Genomic DNA, 881 nt, shown 5'->3' on the forward strand with positions numbered 1-881 from the left:
GGGTACCCGGAGTCAGGCGCTGCTTCTGGGCGCCGGAGAAGTGATAAAACCGCAGGGTGGTGGTGCCCGAGCCGTCCTGCAGTCGGCAGACCAGGCTGCGGCGGCGTCCGTAGACCACATCCACCGCCCGAATCTCACCCTCAATCACGGCATTGACGTTGGGCTGCAGGGCCCCGATGGGGGTCACCCGGGTGCGGTCCAGGTAGCGCAGCGGCAGATGAAACAGCAGATCCTGAAGGGTGTTGATCCCCAGCTTGCCGAGCTTTTCCGCCAACTTGCCACCGACGCCTTTCAGGGCGGTGACGGATACTTGATCCAGGTTGGCCGGGTCCTTGGTCACGCAGCGCTCCGGTTATTTGGCGTCGGCGAGCCGGCACATATTGATGGCTTTGCGCAGTGCCTCAATGGCCTTGTAGCGAGGGAAGCTGGCCCGCCAGGCCAAGGCCACGGTGCGACTCGGTGCCGGCTGGGTAAAGGGACGCGTCACCAACATGTTGTTGGAGTAGTTGGCCGTGACCGCCGCAGACATCGGCAGAATGGTGATCCCCAGCCCGGAGGCCACCATATGGCGCAGGGTTTCCAGAGAGCTGCCCTCGGCGGCGGTGCGGATGCGGCTGTGGGGGTCGTCCATGGACGACTGCAGGTTCGGGCAGGTGGCCAGCACCTGATCCCGGAAGCAGTGTCCCTCGCCGAGCAGGAGGACATTTTCGGCGTCCAGCTCGTCGGGGTGGATCGCCTCCTTTTCGGCCAGCGGATGATCGTGGGGCATCAACACGACAAAGGGCTCGTCGAACAGCGGCTGGGTCACCACGTCCGCCTCGGTAAAGGGCAGGGCCACAATGATCACGTCCAGCTCGCCTTTGCGCAATTTCTGGCGCAGC

1 protein-coding gene and 1 pseudogene are annotated in these 881 nt (G+C 64.4%); both read right to left on the reverse strand.

Annotated features, from left to right (window positions below):
* Positions 1 to 340: pseudogene (locus B3187_RS16260) on the reverse strand (ATP-dependent DNA helicase RecG); the annotation flags it as partial.
* A 12-nt stretch (positions 341 to 352) separates the two neighbouring features.
* The coding region (locus B3187_RS16265; RefSeq protein WP_286807511.1) for a LysR substrate-binding domain-containing protein at positions 353 to 881 on the reverse strand (529 nt) is incomplete at its 5' end.

Source organism: Marinimicrobium sp. UBA4209, assembly GCF_002381585.1.
GTDB lineage: Bacteria > Pseudomonadota > Gammaproteobacteria > Pseudomonadales > Cellvibrionaceae > Marinimicrobium > Marinimicrobium koreense.